Here is a 15,679-nt window from a genome sequence, read left to right on the forward strand (position 1 = left end):
TCCCCCCGGAGCGCCGTGTCCGACGCCGGCGCGGGCTCCGCGCTCGACTCCGCGGTGCGCGCCTATCTGGGGCATCTGGCCGTCGAGCGGGGCCTCGCCGCCAACACGCTCAGCTCCTACCGCCGCGACCTGCGCCGCTACGTGCGGGTGCAGGACGGGCGGGGCCGCACCGCGGTCGGGGAGATCACCGAGGACGACGTCCGCGCCTTCCTGGTGGGCCTGCGCGAGGGCGACGCGGACCACCCGCCGCTGTCGGCGGGCTCGGCGGCGCGGGCGCTCGTCGCCGTGCGGGGCCTGCACCGGTTCGCGCTGCGCGAGGGCCTCGCCGCCGCCGATCCCGCGCACGACGTCAAGCCGCCGACGCCGCCGCGCCGGCTGCCGAAGGCCATCTCGCTTGACGAGGTCGAGCGGCTGCTCGCCGCCGTCACCGGGCCGTCCGGCGGCGACTCCGGCGCCGCCCGGGGCCTGCGCGACCGCGCGCTGCTGGAGCTGCTCTACGGGTCGGGCGCGCGCATCTCCGAGGCCGTCGGCCTGGACGTCGACGACCTCGACCTGCGGGACGGGTTCGCGCGCGTCGCCGGCAAGGGCGGCAAGGCCCGGGTCGTGCCCATCGGCGACTACGCCCGCGAGGCCGTGGACGCCTACCTGGTGCGGGCCCGCCCCGAGCTGGCCGGGGCCGGGCGCGGCGGCCCGGCGCTGTTCCTGAACGCGCGCGGCGGGCGGCTCTCGCGGCAGGGCGCGTGGATGGTGCTGCGCGCCGCCGCGGACCGGGCGCAGCTGTCGGAGGTGTCCCCGCACACGCTGCGGCACTCGTTCGCCACGCACCTGCTGGACGGGGGAGCCGACGTCCGCGTCGTCCAGGAGCTGCTCGGGCACGCCTCCGTCACGACCACGCAGGTCTACACCCTCGTCACGGTCCAGCTGCTGCGCGAGGTGTACGCCACGTCGCATCCGCGCGCGAGGAACTGAACGCCGGGGACGTGCGCCGGGGGACGAATCGGACCATCCGCCGCGGCGACAAATCCCGACGTTCGGCGCGCGTCGGCTTGAGCGACGGGGTGGACGGCCCTAGAGTCCCGGTTCTGGATGGCATTTCCGGGCCGCCGGGGAGGGATCTGGTGACCAGCACTAAGGGTGCGGAAGGAGTCCTTTCCTCCGCCACCATCGAGACCGATCCGAGCCGGGCCCTCGGGCCTACTCAGCGACCCGTACCGGTGTTCCCTGAGCCGGAACCACTGGCCGAGCACGGGCCCGCACGGATCGTCGCCGTCTGCAACCAGAAGGGCGGCGTCGGCAAGACCACCACGACGATCAACCTGGGCGCCGCGCTCGCCGAGTACGGCCGCCGCGTCCTGCTCGTCGACTTCGACCCGCAGGGCGCCCTGTCGGTCGGCCTCGGCAAGGGCGACCCGCGCCAGCTCGACGTGACGATCCACAACCTGCTGCTCGAACGCGACACCGAGTGGGAGGACATCGTCATCGAGACCGGCGTCGACGGCATGGACCTGCTGCCGAGCAACATCGACCTGTCCGGCGCCGAGGTCCAGCTCGTCCACGAGGTGGGCCGCGAGTACATCCTGCAGGGCGCGCTGAAGTCGGCCGTCGACCACTACGACTACATCCTCATCGACTGCCAGCCGTCGCTCGGCCTGCTCACCGTCAACGCGCTGGCCGCCAGCGAGGGCGTGCTGATCCCGCTGGAGTGCGAGTACTTCGCGATGCGCGGTGTCGCGCTGCTGATGGAGACCATCGAGAAGGTGCAGGGCCGGATCAACCCGGACCTGGTCATCGACGGCGTCCTCGGCACCATGTACGACTCGCGGACGCTGCACACCCGCGAGGTGCTCGGGCGGATCGTCGAGGCGTTCGGCGACAAGGTCTTCCACACCGTGATCAACCGCACGGTGCGGTTCCCCGACGCGACGGTCGCCGGCGAGCCGATCACCTTCTTCGACCCGAGCTCGATGGGCGCGAACGCGTACCGGAGCCTGGCGCGGGAGGTGCTCATCAGGTGGGCGGAGACCGAGTGACCCCGTCGGGCACCCCCTAACCCCCCGGAGCCCCGGGAGTCCCCGCTGGAGTGTGCACATGGGCCACCCCCCGCCGCTGCCCTACGACCCGCCGCCCGGCGGCGCCCTCCCGCCTCCGAGGCCCGCTCGGGGGCCGGGGACGCCGGTCATCGTGCTGATCGCCGCGGTCGTCGCCGTCCTCCTCGTGATCGGCGTCCTCGCGGGCTACCTCGTGGCCACCGGCGGCGACGGGGACGACCCCGCGCCCGCCTCGGCCGGCCCGGCCGACCTGCGCGAACCGCTGACGTTCAGGCTGGTCGCGCAGGTGTCCGCCGCACCGTGCACCGGCGGGGCCGTCACCGTCGAGGGCGCCTCCGAGTGCTACACGTTCGGCTCCGACGAGCTGACCGTCCGCCGGCTGGAGGAGATCAGGGCGGTGCCGCCCGACCCGGCGCGGGGCAGCCCGGGCTGGACCGTGCGGCTGAGGCTGACCTCGGCGGACGCGCCTCGGTTCGGTGAGCTGACCGGCAAGGCCGCGCAGGCGTACGCGGACCGGCTGCCGGCGGGCCGGATGGGCATGCTCGTCGGCGGCACGCTGGTCTCGGAGCCCGCGCAGGTGATGCAGGCCATCTCCGGCGGCCAGGTCGACGTCCAAGGGCCGGCCGACAGGTTCACCCGCGCCTACGCGGAGGGCCTCGTCCGGCGGCTGACCGGGTCGTAGCGCCCGCCCCCGGACGTCCCGTCACCGCTCGTGATCGTCCGTGGTGCGAGCGCACGCCGGGCATGGGACGATGAGGCCGGTGAGCACAGCGCGGGAGGAGTCGTCCGCTACCGTGAGCGACGTGGACGACACGTCGCCCGAGCCGGGGCGGGACGCCGAGGAGGAGCAGGGTTTCCGCGTCCACCTGGACAACTTCGAGGGACCGTTCGACCTGCTGCTCGGGCTGATCTCCAAGCACAAGCTCGACATCACCGAGGTGTCGCTGCACAAGGTCACCGACGACTTCATCGCGCACATCCGCTCGCACGGCGCGGACTGGGACCTCGACCAGGCCAGCCACTTCCTGCTGGTCGCCGCGACCCTGCTGGACCTGAAGGCCGCCCGGCTGCTGCCGTCCGGCGAGGTCGACGACGAGGAGGACCTGGCGCTGCTGGAGGCCCGCGACCTGCTGTTCGCGCGGCTGCTGCAGTACCGCGCCTACAAGGAGGTCGCGCAGGTGATCGCCGGGCGCATCGCCGACGCGAGCCGGCGGTTCCCGCGCCTGGTGCCGATGGAGCCGCGCTTCGCCGGCCTGCTGCCGGAGGTGCTGCTCGGCCTCGGCCCGGACGAGTTCGCCCGGCTCGCCGCCAAGGCGTTCACGCCGAAGGCGCCGCCGTCGGTGTCGGTCGAGCACATGTACCAGCCGAAGGCCAGCGTCAAGGAGCAGGCCGCGATCGTCGTGGAGCGCCTGCGCCGGCTGCGCCGGACGACGTTCCGCGTCCTGGCGGCGGACGCCGAGGGCACCTACGAGGTCGTCGCGCGGTTCCTGGCGCTGCTGGAGCTGTACCGGGAGCAGGCCGTCACGTTCGAGCAGGACGCGCCCCTCGGCGAGCTGCACGTGACCTGGACCGGAACCGACGAGGGCGACGTCGAGGTCGGCGACGACTACGAGGGCGCCGCCAAGAAGGACGAGGGCGACGAGGCCCGCCGGAAGGACGAGGCCGGCCGGAAGGACGAGGGAGACGATGACTGAGGAACCCGGCGCGGACGCGCCGGAGCTTCCGGCGCTGCGCGCCTCGATCGAGGCGATCCTGCTGGTGGTGGACGAGCCGGTCACCGAGATGACGCTGGCGCAGCTGCTGGAGCGTCCCCGCGGCGAGGTCGCCGGGACGCTGCGGGAGCTGGCCGCGGAATACACCGAGCAGGGCCGCGGGTTCGATCTCAGGGAGGTCGCCGGCGGATGGCGGTTCTACACCCGGGACGTGTGCGCCCCGGTGGTGGAGCGGTTCGTCACCGACGGCCAGCAGGCGAGGCTCACCCAGGCCGCGCTGGAGACGCTCGCCGTCGTCGCCTACCGGCAGCCGGTGAGCCGGGCCCGCGTGTCGGCGATCCGCGGGGTCAACAGCGACGGCGTCATGCGGACCCTGACGCTGCGCGGCCTGATCGAGGACGCCGGCCAGGACCCCGAGTCGCAGGCGCACCTCTACCGGACCACCGGGTACTTCCTGGAACGGCTGGGCCTGCGCGACCTCGGCGAGCTCCCCGAGCTCGCCCCCTACCTGCCCGATGACCTGCCAGATGACATAGTTGAGGACACGTGAGTGACAACGAGGGCGTGCGGTTGCAGAAGGTCCTGGCCGAGGCCGGGATCGGCAGCCGCCGCCACTGCGAGGAGCTGATCGGCGAGGGCCGCGTCACCGTCGACGGGAAGAAGGTGTTCCGGTTCGGCGAGCGCGTCGACCCTCAGCGCGCCGTCATCCACGTGGACGGCAAGCGGGTCGAGACCCGGTCCGAGATGCGCTACTACGCGATCAACAAGCCGCGCGGCGTGGTGTCCACGATGTCGGACGAGCGGGGCCGCAAGTCCCTCGCCGACTACGTGGAGGTCCCCGAGCGGCTCTTCCACGTCGGCCGGCTCGACACCGACACCGAGGGCCTGATCCTGCTCACCAACGACGGGGAGCTGTCGCACCGGCTCACCCACCCGTCCTTCGGCGTGAGCAAGACCTACCTGGCGGAGATCCACGGGCCGATCCCGCGGGACCTCGGCAGGCGCCTGAAGGCCGGGGTGACGCTGGACGACGGGCCCGCCAAGGCCGACAGGTTCCGCATCTTCGACCAGGTCGGCCGGCGCGTCCTCGTCGAGATCACGCTGCACGAGGGGCGCAAGCACATCGTCCGGCGGCTGCTGAAGGAGGTCGGCTTCCCGGTCCAGCAGCTCGCCCGCATAGAGTTCGGGCCGATCAAGCTGGGCTCGCTGAAGCCGGGCGGGATGCGGGCGCTGACCGTGCGGGAGATCGGCGAGCTGTACAAGGCCGTCGGGCTGTAGGACACCGGACACGAGAAGGGGAGACGACTGTGGCGGTACGCGCGGTCCGTGGGGCGACGCAGATCGACGCCGACGACCGGGACCAGATCCTGGAGGCGACGACCGAGCTCGTCTCCGCGGTGATGGCACGCAACGAGCTGAGCACCGACGACGTCATCAGCGTCATCTTCACGGTGACACCGGACCTGACGGCGGAGTTCCCGGCGCTCGCCGCCCGCAAGCTCGGGTTCCACGACGTGCCGCTGCTGTGCGCGACCGAGATCGGCGTCCCCGGCTCGTTGCCCCGGGTGGTCCGGCTGATGGCGCACATCGAGACGGACCGTCCCCGCTCCGCCGTCCAGCACGTGTACCTGCGCGGCGCGACGGCGCTCCGCCTCGACATCGCGCAGTAGCGCCCGAGCGGAGCGAGGCATGGGGTGGGGCGCAGTAGCGCCCCACACGGAGCGAGGCAAGGTGTGGGGCGCAGTAGGGTGACGGGCGTGAGCGAGGACGTGGTGGCACGGCGCATCGTCGTGGTCGGGACGGGCCTGATCGGGACGTCGATCGCCCTGGCGATGCGGGAGCGCGGCGCCGAGGTTCTGCTGACGGACCGCGACGCGGCCGCCCTGGCGCTCGCCGTCGAGCTGGGCGCCGGCGAGGCGCTGCCGGACGGCGCGCACGAGGAGCCCGCCGACCTGGCGGTGCTGGCGGTGCCGCCCGCGGCGGTCGCGGTGACGCTGCTGGACGCGCAGAAGCGCGGCCTCGCCACCGCCTACACCGACGTGGCGAGCGTGAAGGCGCCGCCGCTGGCGCAGGCGGCCGAGCTGGGCTGCGACCTGACGACGTTCGTGGCGGGGCACCCCCTCGCCGGCAGCGAGCGGTCCGGGCCGGGCGCGGCCCGCGCCGACCTGTTCCTCGGCCGCCCCTGGGCGCTGTGCGCGACCCCGGAGGCGACCCCCGAGACGGTCCAGGCCGTCACCGGCCTCGCGACGGCGTGCGGCGCGATGCCCGTGGAGGTGGACGCCGCCGAGCACGACCGTGCCGTCGCGCTCGTCTCGCACGCGCCGCACGTGGTGTCGGCCGCGGTCGCCGCCCGGCTGACCGGCGCGGACGACGTGGCGCTGGGCCTGTCCGGGCAGGGGGTCCGGGACGTCACCCGGATCGCGGCGAGCGACCCGCGGCTGTGGATCGGCATCCTGTCGGCGAACTCCCAGCCCGTCGCGGACGTGCTGGAGGCCGTCGCCACCGACCTCGCGGTGGCCGCGTCGCTGCTGCGCGACGGCAGCGAGGAGGCCGCCGCGCACGTCGCCGACCTGCTGCTGCGCGGGAACGCGGGCCGGTCCCGCATCCCCGGCAAGCACGGCGGCGACCAGCCCGCGTACGCGACCGTCCAGGTGGTCATCCCGGACCGTCCCGGCGAGCTGGCGATGATCTTCCAGGCGGCGGGGATCGCTCAGGTCAACATCGAGGACGTGACGATCGAGCACTCCCCGGGCCGGCCGCTGGGCGTGCTGGAGCTGTCGGTCGTCCCGGAGGCCGCCGACCGCCTCGCCGCCGAACTGCGGGCCCGCGGCTGGTCCGTGCCCGGCTAGTCCGCGGGGCCGGTAGCCTGTTTCGCCGGGGCTTGTCCCGGGGACTCCCGCGCGCCGGCGCGGCGACGAGCGCCGCCCGATTCGCCCGCCGATCCGTCGTCGGCGGGCGCTCCGACGATCAGAGAGGGAGCGACCGTGCCGCTCGTCATCGCCATGGACGGCCCGTCCGGGTCGGGCAAGTCCAGCGCGTCCAAGGGCGTCGCCCGCGCGCTCGGGCTGCGGTACCTGGACACCGGTGCCATGTACCGCGCCGTCACCTGGTGGATGCTCGACAACGGCGTGCCGGTCGAGGACGGCGTCGCCGTGGCGGCCCGCGCTCTGGACCCGGTGATCGACTCGGGCACCGACCCGGACGCGCCCGCGATCGCGGTGGACGGGGTGGACGTGTCCGGCCCGATCCGCACCCGCGAGGTGACGAACGCGGTCAGCGCCGTCAGCTCCGTCCCGGCGGTCCGCACGCGGCTCGTGGAGCTGCAGCGGGAGATCATCGGGGCCGGCGGCATCGTGGTCGAGGGGCGCGACATCGGCACGGTCGTCGCGCCGGACGCGCCGGTGAAGGTGTACCTGACGGCCAGCGAGGAGGCGCGGGCCGCGCGCCGCGCGAAGGACCTCGCCGCCGACCCGGGCGCGTCGGTGACCGTCACGCAGGCCGAGCAGGCCCGGCGGGACCGGCTCGACTCGACCCGCAAGGCGTCGCCGCTGACCAGGGCGGCGGACGCGTACGAGATCGACTCGACCGAGCTGAGCCTCGCCGAGGTCGTCGAGGCGGTCGTCCGCCTCGCCAAAGCGCACGAGTAGCGGGCCGCCTGACGGCTCCCGCCGGGGAATGTGACAGTGAGCGAATACGAGATCGAAACGGTGGACGTCGTCGATGACGTCGCCGAAGACGCGGCGCCCGCGCCGGTCGTCGCCGTGGTGGGACGGCCGAACGTCGGCAAGTCGACCTTGGTCAACCGGATCCTCGGCCGCCGCGAGGCCGTCGTGGAGGACGTCCCGGGCGTGACCCGTGACCGGGTCGCCTACGACGCCGCGTGGAGCGGCCGCCGGTTCACCGTCGTGGACACCGGCGGCTGGCTGCCGGACTCGTCCGGCCTCGCCGCGGCGATCGCCGAGCAGGCGCGGCTGGCGGTCGAGCTGGCCGACGTCGTGATGTTCGTCGTCGACGCGACGGTGGGCGCCACGGACGTGGACGAGGCCGTGGTGGAGATCCTGCGCCGGTCCGGCAAGCCGGTGGTGCTGGTCGCCAACAAGGTCGACAACGCGGGCGCCGAGTCCGACGCCGCGCTGCTGTGGTCGCTCGGCATCGGCGAGCCGTACCCGGTGAGCGCGCTGCACGGGCGCGGCAGCGGCGACCTGCTCGATGCCGTGCTGGACGCCCTGCCGGAGGAGCCCCCGGCGGAGACGTTCGGCGAGCCGGGCGGGCCGCGCCGGGTCGCGCTGCTCGGCCGTCCCAACGTCGGCAAGTCGAGCCTGCTGAACCAGCTGGCGGGGGAGGCCCGCGCCGTCGTGGACTCGGTGGCGGGGACGACCCGCGACCCGGTCGACGAGCTGATCGAGCTGGGCGGCAGGACGTGGCGGTTCATCGACACCGCCGGGATCCGGCGGCGGCACCGGGAGAACCAGGGCGCCGACTTCTACGCGACGCTGCGCACGCAGTCCGCGCTGGAGCGGGCCGAGGTCGCGGTGGTCCTGGTGGACGCCGACCAGCCGCTCGCCGAGCAGGACCTGCGGATCATCTCCATGGTGATCGAGTCGGGCCGGTCGCTGGTCATCGCCTACAACAAGTGGGATCTGCTGGACGAGGAGCGCCGCCACTACCTGGAGCGCGAGATCGACCGGCAGCTGCACAACGCCCGCTGGGCGCCGCGGGTGAACATCTCCGCCAAGACCGGCCGGCACATGGAGAAGCTGGTGCCGGGCATCGAGACGGCGCTGGAGGGCTGGGGCACCCGCGTCCCTACGTCCAAGCTGAACCAGTTCTTCGCCGACCTGGTGAACTCCCATCCGCACCCGGTGCGGGGCGGCAAGCAGCCGCGCGTGCTGTTCGCGACGCAGGCGGGGGTGCGGCCGCCGCGGTTCGTGCTGTTCACGTCGGGGTTCCTGGAGGAGGGCTACCGGCGGTTCATCGAGCGGCGGCTGCGGGAGGAGTTCGGGTTCGCCGGGACCCCGCTCGACATCGCCATGAAGATCCGCGAAAAGCGCGGCAAGAGCAAGAAGTAGCGGAACTTTCGGCCGGCGGCCCGCCGGGGATCTTTCCCCGGCGGGCCGCGGCATGACAGGATGCCCGTACGGGCCGCGAGTAAGTCTTCCATTACTCGCTCATCCCGTGGCGGACACATGTTCTCGTCCGGGTGACCGGGTCCCCCGGACACCGGGCGCGGTCGAGGGGTGCGACGTGAAGCTCTTGCTGCTCATCTCCGTTGCCGTCGTCTGCGTGGCGCTCAGCTTCGCGTGGCGGGAGCCGTGGATCGGCGGCGTCGGACTGCTGGTCGCCTTCGTCGCCATGTTCACCGACCGTGACGATGTGCGGCTGGACGAGGAGCGCGGCAGCTACGAGACCACCAAGTCCGTCCGCAACATGCGGGGCCGTAACCGCTAGCGGTCGTAGCGCGTCTCGCCGGCGACGTGCTGGTCGCCGGCCGGCGGCGGTCCCTGCCCGGGCGGGTTCTCCCGCGCGTACCGCCCGTAGACGAGCGGTTGCGTGGTGTTGGATCCGCCCGGTTCGGGCTCGGCCTGCGATGCCCGCTCGCGGACGCCGACCACCGCGAACCGGCCGAGCGCGAGCGCGGCGAGGAACACGATGACGACGCCGAGCCCGGTGAACCCGGCGAGCTGCTCGGCGACATGGCGGTTTTCGCCCGTGCCGAGCGGCGCGCCGACCCCGGGGACGTCCCAGAGCGTGGCGACGGGCGGGCCGACGGCGAACCAGGCGCCGCCGAGTGCGGCGAGCCACGCGCCGAACATCGCGAACGCGCGGTTGGCGCTGAAGAGTACGATCAGGCCGCCCAGCGCGGCGGCGGCCCCGGGAGCGATGCCGAGCTGAAGCCGGTCGGAGTTGTAGACCCAGGTGTCGTCCGGCGCGAAGCCGAAGTCGAAATAGGGGCCGGCGAAGGGCAGCAGGCCGCCCCACAGGCCCAGCAGGATCAGCAGGAATCCGCTGAAGCCGCCGCGGGAGCGTGGTACGCGCATGGTCCCAGTCATGATCATTCCTCCTGACCGGGCGTGTGATTCTGTTTTGAATCACCGTTTACCCGTACATGGCCGATCCACACGGCCCGAGAGAGGCACACCGCATGGAGAACGAGATCACCGTCGTCTACGCGCGCGAGGAACCGCCGGACCGGTGGGACGCCGCCGTCTTCCTCGCCGGGCCCACGCCCCGGACGCGCGGGGTCGCGTCGTGGCGCCCGGACGCGGTCGCCGAGCTGCGCGGCCGGTGGCGCGGCGGCGGACGGCTCGTGGTGTTCGTCCCCGAGCACCGGCACGACCGCTACGGCGACTACGACGGTCAGATCGAGTGGGAGGAGCGCTGCCTGCATCTGTCCGACGAGGTCGTGTTCTGGGTCCCGCGCGAGATCGAGACGATGCCCGCGTTCACCACGAACGTGGAGTGGGGGATGTGGCACGACAGCGGCCGGGTGGTGTTCGGCGCGCCGCCGGACGCGCCGCGGAACCGCTACCTGCTGCACTACGCGACGAAGTTCGGTGTTCCGGCGGCGACCGATCTGCGGGACACGGTCGCGGCGGCGCTGCGCCGGATCGGCACGGGCGCGTCCCGGACGGGCGGCGAACGGGAGATCCCGCTGCTGCTGTGGCGTGACGCGGCGTTCCAGAGCTGGTACGCGGGGCAGCGGGAGGCGGGCGACGTCCTGCTCGGCGCGCGGGTGGTGTTCCGGTTCGGCGTTTGCTGGGGCCTGCACGTCCGCGTCCGGGTGGCCGCCGAGGACCGGGTCAAGGACAACGAGATCGTCATCGGGCGGCCGGACGTGTCGGCCGTCGTCCTCTATCGGCGTGGGGCGACGCTCGACGAGACGGAGGTCGTGCTCGTCCGGGAGTACCGGAGCCCGGGCGTGCACGGGCACGTCCACGAGCTGCCGGGAGGGTCGGGTGCGGGCGGCGCGGCCGAGGTCGCGCTCGCGGAGGTCGCCGAGGAGACCGGGCTGGCGCTGGAGCCGGAGCGGCTGCGCGCGCACGGGAGCCGGCAGGTGACCGCCACGCTGTCCACGCACCGGGTGCACCTGTACTCCGCCGAGGTCTCGGCGGACGAGGTGGCGCGGCTCCGGGCCTCCGGTCCGCACGGGGTGGCGGCGGACGGCGAGCGCACCGAGGTCGGGGTGTCCGACTTCGGGCGGATCAGGCGGGAGCGGCGGGTGGACGCGGCGAACCTCGGCATGATCGCCGAGGTTCTGCTGGAGACATGCTGACCCGGGCGGCCGCGGGTCTCGCATGAGGGCGCCGAGAGCGAGGCTCGTTCCCCCGCATCCGCAGGGAGGCTTACTTGAAGGCCTTGCAGATTCGGGCCTGGAACCGCTCTTTCCCTGGTATCTGCGGATGGCTAGGCTTGGCCGCGTGACCACGTTCAGGATCAGCGAGGCCGCCGCGCTTCTCGGGGTCAGCGCGGACACCGTGCGCCGCTGGGTGGACGGGGGCCGGCTCCCGGCTTCCCGGGACGAGCACGGCCACCGGCGGGTGCCGGGGGCCGATCTCGCCGCCTTCGTGCGCGACCAGGCGCGCGAGGGCGGGGCGTCCGGCCAGGCTGAGCGGTTCTCCTCGGCGCGCAACCGGCTCCGGGGGATCGTCACCGAGGTCGTGCGGGACGGAGTGATGGCGCAGGTGGAGATCCAGGCGGGGCCTTTCCGGGTGGTGTCGCTGATGAGCCGCGAGGCCGCCGACGACCTCGGCCTGCGGGCGGGGGTCGTCGCCGACGCCGTGGTGAAGTCGACGAACGTCGTGGTCGAGCTGCCGGACCCGGGCTGACGCCCGGGGTCGTCGAGGAGGATCGTGATCAAGCGCACTGCGCTCGCCGGGGAGTTCATCGGGCCGGTGCTCGGGAGCCGGGGCAAGGCGGCGCTGAGCGGGGCGGGTTTCGAGGCGCCGTGAGACCGGCGCCGAGGGCGCTCCGGGGGGCGCGGGGGGCGGCCTCCCCGCGGCGGGAGGCCGACCGGCTGCCGGGGCGGCCGCCGTGGATCCTGCTGCTGCCCGCGCTGGCCGGGCTCGCGTTCCTGGTGCTGCCGCTGCTCGGGCTGCTGGCCCGGGCGCCGTGGTCGACGCTCGGCACCCGCCTCATGGAGGCGCAGGTGCTGGACGCGCTGCGGCTCTCGCTGCTCACGGCCACCCTCGCGACCTGCCTGTGCCTGCTGTTCGGCGTCCCGCTGGCCTGGGTGCTCGCCCGGGTCCGGTTCCCGGGCGTCCGCCTCGTCCGGGCGCTGGTGACGGTGCCGCTGGTGCTCCCGCCCGTCGTCGGCGGCGTCGCGCTGCTGCTCGCGCTCGGGCGGCGCGGTCTGATCGGCGGATGGCTGGACGACACGTTCGGCATCACGTTCCCGTTCACCACCGCTGGCGTGGTCCTCGCCGAGACGTTCGTCGCGATGCCGTTCCTGGTGATCAGCGTGGAGGGCGCGCTGCGCGCCGCCGACCTGCGCTACGAGGAGGCCGCCGCCACCCTCGGCGCCGGCCGCTGGACGATCTTCCGGCGGGTCACGCTGCCGCTCGTCGCGCCCGGCGTCGCCGCCGGGGCGATCCTGTGCTGGGCACGGGCGCTCGGGGAGTTCGGCGCGACGATCACCTTCGCCGGCAACTTCCCCGGCCGGACGCAGACGATGCCGCTGGCGGTGTACCTGGCGCTGGAGACCGACCCGCAGGCGGCGATCGTGCTCAGCCTGGTCCTGCTCGCCGTCTCGGTCCTCGTCCTGGCCGCCCTCCGGGACCGCTGGGTGGACACCGCGGGATGAGCGGAGCGGACCGGGAGGTGGTCCCGGCAGAGGGCGGGAGCCGCGGACTGGACGCGCGGCTCGTCGTGCGGCGCGCCGCGTTCGACCTCGATCTCGCGCTCACCGCCCGGCCGGGCGAGGTCGTGGCGCTGCTCGGCCCGAACGGCGCGGGCAAGAGCACGGCGCTGCGCGCGCTGGCCGGGCTCGTCCCGATGGCGGGCGGGCACGTCCGGGTGGACGGCGAAGACCTGCGCGCGCTGCCGCCCGACCGCCGCGGCATCGGCATGGTCTTCCAGGACTACCTGCTGTTCCCGCACCTCAGCGCGCTGGAGAACGTCGCCTTCGGGCCGCGCTGCCGAGGCACCGGCCGCCGCGCCGCCCGCCGGATCGCCGCGGAGTGGCTGGAGCGGGTCGGGCTCGCCGAGCACGCGTCCGCCCGTCCCCGGGCCCTGTCGGGCGGGCAGGCGCAGCGGGTCGCGCTGGCCCGCGCGCTGGCGGTCGACCCCGGGCTGCTCCTGCTGGACGAGCCGCTCGCCGCCCTGGACGCCCACACCCGGCTGGAGATCCGGGCCGCGCTGCGCCGCCACCTCGCCGGGTTCTCCGGGGCCGCCGTGCTCGTCACCCATGACCCGCTGGACGCGATGGTGCTGGCCGACCGCATCGTCGTCGTCGAGGGCGGCCGGCTCGTCCAGGAGGGGACTCCCGCCGACGTCGCGCGCCGCCCCCGCACCGGCTACGTCGCGCGCCTGGTCGGGCTGAACCTGTACCGGGGACGGGCCGAGGCGGGCGCGGTCACGATCGGTGACGGGGCTGCCACCCTCGACAGTGTGGACTCGCTCGACGGCGAGGTCTTCCTGGCCTTCGCGCCATCCTCGGTGGCGCTGTACCGGACGCGTCCCGACGGCAGCCCCCGCAACCTCTGGCGGACCCGCGTCGCCGCGGTCGAGCGCCACGGGGACCGCGTCCGGGTGCGGTTGTCCGGCCCGCCTTTCGACGCCGTCGCGGACGTGACTCCGGCCGCCGTCGCGGAGCTCCAATTGTCGGAGGGCAGCGCGATTTGGGCGGCCGTGAAGGCCACCGAAACCCACGTTTACCCAGCTTGAGCGGGTTCACGCCGAGGGCGGGACGCACCCCGCGGCCCGCCCCCGTATCCAGGTGATATCAATCACAAAAGCGGGCAGGAAGGCCCAAAAGCCGACGGGATTGGTCCAGACCAAATGGCCAAAAAGACGGGTGTTGTTCATCATGCAAACATCCTGCGAACAGCTGAAGGAGTTGCCCGTGTCCAACCAGGTCCCCGGCCTCGACCAGGCCCCTACCGGCCACCCCGAACTGATTGAGTGGGTACGCGGGATCGCCGAGCTGACCAAGCCGGACCGCGTCGAATGGTGCGACGGCTCGGACGCGGAGTGGGAGCGCCTGACCGGCCTCCTCGTCGACCAGGGCACCCTCACGCGCCTCGACCCGGCCAAACGGCCGAACAGCTTCCACGCGGCCTCCGACCCCACCGACGTCGCCCGCGTCGAGGACCGGACGTTCATCTGCTCCGAGAACGAGGCCGACGCCGGCCCCACCAACAACTGGGTCGCGCCCGCCGAGATGAAGCAGACCCTGGACGGTCTCTTCGACGGCTGCATGAAGGGCCGCACCATGTACGTGGTGCCCTTCTGCATGGGCCCGCTCGGCGGCACCATCTCCCAGCTGGGCGTCGAGATCACCGACTCCGCCTACGTCGCCGTGTCCATGCGGGTCATGACGCGGATGGGCGAGGGCGCGCTGCGGCTCATCGAGGAGCGCGGCTCGTTCGTCAAGGCCGTCCACTCCGTCGGCGCCCCCCTGGAGCCCGGCCAGGCGGACGTGAAGTGGCCCTGTAGCTCCACGAAGTACATCACGCACTTCCCCGAGACCCGGGAGATCTGGTCCTACGGGTCCGGGTACGGCGGCAACGCGCTGCTCGGCAAGAAGTGCTACGCGCTGCGGATCGCTTCCACGATGGCGCGCGACGAGGGCTGGATGGCCGAGCACATGCTCATCCTGAAGCTCACGCCGCCCACGGGCGCGACCCGCTACGTCGCCGCCGCGTTCCCGTCGGCGTGCGGCAAGACCAACCTCGCCATGCTGGAGCCGACCATCCCCGGCTGGAACGTCGAGACGATCGGCGACGACATCGCCTGGATGCGGTTCGGCGACGACGGCCGCCTCTACGCCATCAACCCGGAGGCCGGGTTCTTCGGCGTCGCGCCCGGCACCGGCGCGAGCACCAACGCCAACGCCGTGAAGACGCTCTGGGGCAACAGCATCTTCACCAACGTGGCGCTCACCGACGACGGCGACGTGTGGTGGGAGGGCCTCACCGACGAGCCGCCCGCGCATCTGACCGACTGGAAGGGCAACGACTGGACCCCGGCGTCCGAGACCCCGGCCGCCCACCCGAACGCCCGGTTCACCACCCCGGCCGGGCAGTGCCCGATCATCGCCGACGAGTGGGAGGACCCGAAGGGCGTCCCGATCTCGGCGATCCTGTTCGGCGGCCGGCGCGCGTCCGCCGTCCCGCTCGTCACCGAGTCGTTCGACTGGCAGCACGGCGTGTTCCTCGGCGCCAACGTCGCGTCCGAGAAGACCGCCGCCGCCGAGGGCAAGGTCGGCGAGCTGCGCCGCGACCCGTTCGCCATGCTGCCGTTCTGCGGCTACAACATGGGCGACTACTTCGGCCACTGGCTGGAGATCGGCAAGGCCACCGACGCGGAGAAGCTCCCGCGGATCTACTACGTGAACTGGTTCCGCAAGAACGCCGACGGCCGGTTCATCTGGCCCGGCTTCGGCGAGAACAGCCGCGTCCTCAAGTGGATCGTCGAGCGGCTCAACGGCCGCGCCGACGCCGTCAAGTCCCCGATCGGGCACCTGCCGACCAGGGAGGCGCTGGACACCGAGGGCCTGGAAATCGACGACGCCGACCTCGACACCCTGCTGTCGGTCGACACCGAGGTGTGGAAGCAGGAGGCGGCCCTCGTCCCCGAGCACTTCGAGAAGTTCGGCGACCACATGCCGAAGGCGCTGTGGGACGAGTACCACGACCTCGTCCGCCGCCTGGACCACTAGCCGCCGGCGCCTCTCGCGCCCGTTCCCCGGCGTTTCGCCCG

The 15,679-nt window shown here is 73.3% G+C and carries 17 protein-coding genes; 16 read left to right on the top strand and 1 reads right to left on the bottom strand.

What is annotated here, in order from left to right; genetic code table 11:
- The first annotated feature begins 15 nt into the window (after positions 1–15).
- The 11 genes from ACQPZP_RS16935 to ACQPZP_RS16985 all read left to right on the top strand — a co-directional run bounded on the left by ACQPZP_RS16935 (position 16) and on the right by ACQPZP_RS16985 (position 9,208).
- Positions 16–969, top strand: coding sequence for a site-specific tyrosine recombinase XerD (locus ACQPZP_RS16935; RefSeq protein WP_433478565.1), 954 nt, complete (start codon positions 16–18; stop codon positions 967–969).
- 194 nt (positions 970–1,163) lie between these two features.
- On the top strand, positions 1,164–2,030 hold the full coding sequence (locus ACQPZP_RS16940) for a ParA family protein (RefSeq protein ID WP_433479622.1): 867 nt from the start codon (positions 1,164–1,166) through the stop codon (positions 2,028–2,030).
- Positions 2,031–2,088: 58 nt separating this feature from the next.
- On the top strand, positions 2,089–2,730 hold the full coding sequence (locus ACQPZP_RS16945; protein ID WP_433478566.1) for a hypothetical protein: 642 nt from the start codon (positions 2,089–2,091) through the stop codon (positions 2,728–2,730).
- A gap of 121 nt (positions 2,731–2,851) precedes the next feature.
- A complete protein-coding gene (locus tag ACQPZP_RS16950; protein ID WP_433479623.1) occupies positions 2,852–3,742 on the top strand; it encodes a segregation and condensation protein A in 891 nt (296 codons plus the stop codon).
- Positions 3,735–4,310, top strand: a complete 576-nt coding sequence (gene scpB / locus ACQPZP_RS16955; RefSeq protein ID WP_433468736.1) for an SMC-Scp complex subunit ScpB — start codon at positions 3,735–3,737, stop codon at positions 4,308–4,310. Before ACQPZP_RS16950 ends, scpB begins: the two co-directional genes overlap by 8 nt.
- Positions 4,307–5,038, top strand: a complete 732-nt coding sequence (locus ACQPZP_RS16960) for a pseudouridine synthase (RefSeq protein WP_433478567.1) — start codon at positions 4,307–4,309, stop codon at positions 5,036–5,038. The genes scpB and ACQPZP_RS16960 overlap by 4 nt, the downstream gene beginning before the upstream one ends.
- A 29-nt stretch (positions 5,039–5,067) precedes the next feature.
- A complete protein-coding gene (gene aroH, locus ACQPZP_RS16965; RefSeq protein WP_433468738.1) occupies positions 5,068–5,430 on the top strand; it encodes a chorismate mutase in 363 nt (120 codons plus the stop codon).
- 87 nt (positions 5,431–5,517) lie between these two features.
- Positions 5,518–6,609, top strand: coding sequence for a prephenate dehydrogenase (locus tag ACQPZP_RS16970; RefSeq protein WP_433478568.1), 1,092 nt, complete (start codon positions 5,518–5,520; stop codon positions 6,607–6,609).
- Between the two features lie 135 nt (positions 6,610–6,744).
- Positions 6,745–7,407: a (d)CMP kinase gene (gene cmk / locus ACQPZP_RS16975; protein WP_433478569.1), complete on the top strand. Its 663-nt coding sequence runs from the start codon at positions 6,745–6,747 to the stop codon at positions 7,405–7,407.
- A 36-nt stretch (positions 7,408–7,443) separates the two neighbouring features.
- Positions 7,444–8,829: a ribosome biogenesis GTPase Der gene (gene der, locus ACQPZP_RS16980; RefSeq protein ID WP_433478570.1), complete on the top strand. Its 1,386-nt coding sequence runs from the start codon at positions 7,444–7,446 to the stop codon at positions 8,827–8,829.
- A 175-nt stretch (positions 8,830–9,004) separates the two neighbouring features.
- Entirely contained in the window at positions 9,005–9,208 is a 204-nt protein-coding gene (locus ACQPZP_RS16985; RefSeq protein WP_433478571.1) for a hypothetical protein, read from the top strand.
- On the opposite strand, the gene ACQPZP_RS16990 is transcribed toward ACQPZP_RS16985, so the two are convergent.
- Positions 9,205–9,798: a hypothetical protein gene (locus ACQPZP_RS16990; RefSeq protein ID WP_433478572.1), complete on the bottom strand. Its 594-nt coding sequence runs from the start codon at positions 9,796–9,798 to the stop codon at positions 9,205–9,207. The genes ACQPZP_RS16985 and ACQPZP_RS16990 overlap by 4 nt on opposite strands.
- Before the next feature lie 104 nt (positions 9,799–9,902).
- Between ACQPZP_RS16990 and ACQPZP_RS16995 the strand changes: the two genes are divergently transcribed.
- The 5 genes from ACQPZP_RS16995 to ACQPZP_RS17015 all read left to right on the top strand — a co-directional run bounded on the left by ACQPZP_RS16995 (position 9,903) and on the right by ACQPZP_RS17015 (position 15,638).
- A complete protein-coding gene (locus ACQPZP_RS16995; RefSeq protein WP_433478573.1) occupies positions 9,903–11,033 on the top strand; it encodes a nucleoside 2-deoxyribosyltransferase domain-containing protein in 1,131 nt (376 codons plus the stop codon).
- A gap of 145 nt (positions 11,034–11,178) precedes the next feature.
- Positions 11,179–11,586: a TOBE domain-containing protein gene (locus ACQPZP_RS17000; RefSeq protein ID WP_433478574.1), complete on the top strand. Its 408-nt coding sequence runs from the start codon at positions 11,179–11,181 to the stop codon at positions 11,584–11,586.
- Between the two features lie 119 nt (positions 11,587–11,705).
- Positions 11,706–12,560, top strand: coding sequence for an ABC transporter permease (locus ACQPZP_RS17005; RefSeq protein WP_433478575.1), 855 nt, complete (start codon positions 11,706–11,708; stop codon positions 12,558–12,560).
- Positions 12,557–13,642 (top strand): ABC transporter ATP-binding protein, encoded by a 1,086-nt coding sequence (locus ACQPZP_RS17010; protein ID WP_433478576.1) that lies wholly within the window; start codon positions 12,557–12,559, stop codon positions 13,640–13,642. The genes ACQPZP_RS17005 and ACQPZP_RS17010 overlap by 4 nt, the downstream gene beginning before the upstream one ends.
- A 178-nt stretch (positions 13,643–13,820) precedes the next feature.
- Positions 13,821–15,638, top strand: a complete 1,818-nt coding sequence (locus ACQPZP_RS17015; RefSeq protein ID WP_433478577.1) for a phosphoenolpyruvate carboxykinase (GTP) — start codon at positions 13,821–13,823, stop codon at positions 15,636–15,638.
- The last annotated feature ends 41 nt before the right edge of the window (positions 15,639–15,679 follow it).

Source organism: Spirillospora sp. CA-142024 (assembly GCF_050942325.1).
In the GTDB taxonomy this organism is placed as follows: Bacteria; Actinomycetota; Actinomycetes; order Streptosporangiales; family Streptosporangiaceae; genus Spirillospora.